Source organism: Succinimonas sp., from assembly GCF_045225735.1.
Lineage (GTDB): Bacteria > Pseudomonadota > Gammaproteobacteria > Enterobacterales > Succinivibrionaceae > Succinimonas.
This window is the reverse complement of record NZ_JBGVBR010000353.1, coordinates 1-4,004: the sequence shown is the minus strand read 5'-3', so window position 1 is coordinate 4,004 and position 4,004 is coordinate 1. Positions and strand designations below refer to the sequence as shown.

The 4,004-nt window shown below is 55.3% G+C and carries 3 protein-coding genes; all 3 read left to right on the top strand.

Translation table 11 applies throughout. The features are described from left to right. The first annotated feature begins 181 nt into the window (after positions 1-181). The gene (locus ACJROR_RS12510; RefSeq protein WP_406547321.1) at positions 182-1,324 is read left to right on the top strand and encodes a hypothetical protein; all 1,143 of its coding nucleotides are present in this window, start codon (positions 182-184) and stop codon (positions 1,322-1,324) included. A gap of 176 nt (positions 1,325-1,500) precedes the next feature. Beyond that, complete coding sequence (locus tag ACJROR_RS12505) at positions 1,501-3,108, top strand: hypothetical protein (RefSeq protein ID WP_406547319.1); 1,608 nt, start codon at positions 1,501-1,503, stop codon at positions 3,106-3,108. A 291-nt stretch (positions 3,109-3,399) separates the two neighbouring features. After that, on the top strand, positions 3,400-4,004 hold a 605-nt coding region (locus tag ACJROR_RS12500), incomplete at its 3' end, for a hypothetical protein (RefSeq protein ID WP_406547318.1).

Sequence of the window (4,004 nt, the reverse complement as noted above, 5' to 3'; positions counted from 1 at the left end):
CCCCTGCGCACACTGCCGCCTTCACATTGGCCGCGGAATCCGGGATCTTCTGGGTGAATGCCCTGTCTGTCATAGAAAGATCGCCGGGGCGGAGAACCCAGCCGGAAATGCTCATGCCGGAAGAGATCCGGCCGCAGAAAGCTCCCCGGAAAACTCAGGCTTTGCGGCACCGGATCTAATCGTGCCGTTTGCAAAGGAGAAGGAGTTTTTTATTCAGGAATTCCGGAAGCATCTTAAGAATCTGGAGTTTGTCCCTGACTCTTTTCTGGAAGCCCGCATTGAGAGCGTCAGGGCTTTTTATGTCCCGGTGTTTCTTTATGATGCGGAGGTTTCCGGCGAGCTCTCTTTCATTGGCGAGGTAGTGACTAAAGTCCCTGCCAACCGCAGTGTCATGTACCAGCTGGAGGAATTTGCGGTTGAGGCGGCGGGGAGTCAGCTTTATTCCGGTTCTCCGGAAAACCTTACCCGGGAAATAAGCGATTACGACTTCCGGAACCTGGAGCCCTTTGACAGCAAGGAAGCCCGGCCCTGGAGCCGGGTTTATGCCGCCATCCAGGATTTAACGGTTCCGGCCATCACCGGAACTGATAATTTCGGGCGTGCCAGGTCGCGGTTTATGACCGGCTTTGAGTATTTTCTGGCCGTGGGGGAATCCTTTACCTGCTTCAGAGTTACAAAGAAAGGCGCTTCCGTGATGCCCCTGAAGGTCTCCTATGCCTGGCTTCCGGTGTGGGTGATGGAGATAAAGCAGGGCGGGAAGAAGATGCTTTGCCATATGAACGGCCAGACCGGAAAGCTCAGGGCCGATATTCCCGTTTCCAGCGTAAAAATTGCGTGCTGGCTCTTTTCCGGGCTTCTGCTTCTGACCGGCCTTGCGGCATGGCTCACGGCTCCGTATTTCATGCCGATAGCAAAAATTCCCGACGGCTGCGTCGCGGGAGCTATTGGCATGGTCATTCTGATGCTGCTCTATTCAGTGATTGCTCCGGTAAGACGGGTGTTTTCCGGGAAGGGTGCTTCACGCATTACGGGAGCTCTCATGGCAGGCGCCGGCCTCGCTTTCATCATTGCGGCTTATCTCGGTAACCCGGAGTGTCCCGGAAAAGTTGTTATGTTCATGCTGGCCATGCTGGCGGGAGGCCTGGGCGTTATCGCCTTTCGCTATCCCGGGATCAGAAATCGCCAGGCAAGGAAGCCCGGCGGGAATCCCTGTAATGAGGGAGCTCCCTATGCGGCAGAATCGCATCTCCGGTACCGGCGCCGCCGGAAAACCTCCGAAAGACTCGAGTACACCAAAGATACGGTTTTTAAGCCGGTGGAATGAATCCCGGACCTACGGCCTACTTGCCTTGAGGGAGAGCCGGAAAGAGGCAGCGGGTACCGGCCGGAGTCCGGGAGATCTGCGGAGTTCCTTCAGGGACTTGCGTAAAAACCGCAAATGGCAATAATGGAAAAAAAAGCGGTAAACGGCCCGGCGGCAGAACATGCGATCTGAGTATTATGAAAACGAGTATTCCTGACAATTTAACTGAAAAGCTGCGTTGTCCCTATTGCTCCGGGGAGCTTTCGTACATCATTTCCCGGGAGAAACTTGCCTGCATCTTATGCGGCATGAAGCTTTCGCCGGAGGAGTACGAAACCGCCGTGGCCGCCAAGACCCGCAGGGAAAGATCTTCTTCATCTTTTTCCTCTGGGGTATTTTCCGCTGCTGCCTCTCCGTCTTCCTCATCATTTCAGTCATCATCTTCCGCTCCCTCGCCAAACCCGAAAGCCCGTGAGGCAGAGCGCAGATCTGCAGCAGGGACTCCGGATTACGTCCCCTGCGCCAACTGCCGCCTCCTCGTTGGCCGCGGTGTCGGAGAACTTCTGGGAGCATGCCCCGTCTGTCATAAGAATATCGCCGGGGCGGAGCGCTCCGCCGGAGCAAATCCGGCCGAAAACGCCGGCTTTGGGGCGCCGGATCTTATCGTGCCGTTTTCAAAGGACGGGGAGTTTTTTATTCAGGAATTCCGGAAGCATCTCAGGTCCCTGGAGTTTGTCCCCGACTCCTTTCTTGAAGCCGGCATTGAGAGCGTCCGGGCTTTCTATGTCCCGGTGCTTCTGTATGATGCGGAGGTTTCCGGCGAGATGAGCTTGCATGGCACGCTGGTCACAGAGCTTTATAAACCTCAGGATCATTATTTGATTGAGGAATTTGAGATAGCTGCCGGGGGCAGCCAGCTTTATTGCGGTTCCCCGGAAAATCTTACCCGGGAGATAAGCGATTACGCCTTCCGGAATCTGGAACCCTTTGACAGCAGGGGAGCCCGGTGCTGGAGCCGGGGTTATGCCGCCATCCCGGATTTAACGGTTCCGGCCATCACGCGGTCTGATTATTTCGGGCGCACCAAATTGCGGTTTATGACCGGCTTTGAGTATTTTCTGGCAGAGGGGGATTCCTTTACTAGCTTCAGAGCCGTAAAGAAACAGGTTTCCCTGGTGCCCCTGAAGGTCTCCTATGCCTGGCTTCCGGTGTGGCAGATGGAGATAAGGCAGGGCGGGAAAAAGATGCTTTGCCATATGAACGGCCAGACCGGAAAGCTTATGGCCGATATTCCCGTTTCCGCAGTGAAAATGCTCTGCTGGCTCCTTTCCGGTCTGCTGCTCCTGACCGGCCTTGCGGCATGGCTTGTGGCCCCGTATTACATGCCGGTATTGCAAATTCCCTTGAGCATTATCCTGGGAGCTCTTTCCATGGCCGTTCTGATGTTTCTTTATTCAGTGATTGCTCCGGTAAGACGGCTGTTTGCCGGGAGAAAATCCTCGCGCATTACGGGATCTCTCATGGCGGCTATCGGCCTCGCTTTTATCATGGCGGCTTATTGCGGTACCCCGGAGTATCATGGCAGAACCTTCATGTTCATAGTGGCCATGCTTGCGGGAGGCGTATGCGTTATCTGCTATCGCCACTCCGGGATCATAAGGCGCATGGCAAGGCAGCCCGGCGGGACTCCCCGCAATGAAGGAATTCCCTATTTGGCAAAAGCGGATCTCCGGTACCGGAACAGACAGAAAACCTCTGAAAGAGAAGACTGCAGCGCGGGCACGTTTTTTAAACCCGTGGAATGAATCCCGGCGGATCTGCGGCCCTGATTCTCCGTTGCGGGAGGGCCGCGAAAAGTCCGGAAGGCCTCTCCTCTGTCAGCGGCGGAAAGGAACAGAGCAGTCATTTCCAGGTAAAGATTACCGGCCGGAGTCCGGGAGATCGGCGGAGTTCCTTCCGGGACTTCCGCAAAACCGCAAATGGCAATAATGAATGCGGTAACAGCCGGCGACAGAACATAAGAACATAAATGACGCGTCAGGATCGGGGCAGCTAAGCTCCTCCGAAACAGCACGAGACAGGCGATTTTGAGGATCATGAAAGCGATTATTCCTGTTAACTTAACTGAAAAGCTCCTCTGTCCCTATTGTTCCGGGGAGCTTTCGTACATCATTTCCCGGCGTGAGCTCTCCTGCTCATTATGCGGCGTGAAGCTGTCTCCTGAGGAGTACGAAGCCGCTGCGGCCGCTAAAAAAGCCCGCCGGGAACGCTCTTCGCCTTCCTCTCATTCCCCAAAAACCAATGCCGGGGAGTCAGAGAACAGATCTTCAGGGACTCCGGATTATGCCCCCTGCGAACACTGCCGCCTCCTCGTTGGCCGCGGGGTCGGAGATCTTCTGGGAGAATGCCCCCTTTGTCATACGAAGATCTCCGGAGCGGAGAACTCTTCCGGAGAAGATCCTGCCGGAGAAATCTCGCCCGAAAACCAGAGCTTCGCAGCGCCGGATCTTATAGTGCCGTTTTCCCATGATCAGGAGTTTTTCATTCAGGAGTTCCGGAAGCGTCTTAAGTCCCTGGAGTTTGTCCCCGACTCCTTTCTTAAAGCCAGCATTGCGAGTGTCCGGGCTTTCTATGTCCCGGTGTTTCTGTATGATGCGGAGGTTTCCGGCGAGATGACCTTCCATGGCGAGGTGATCACCAG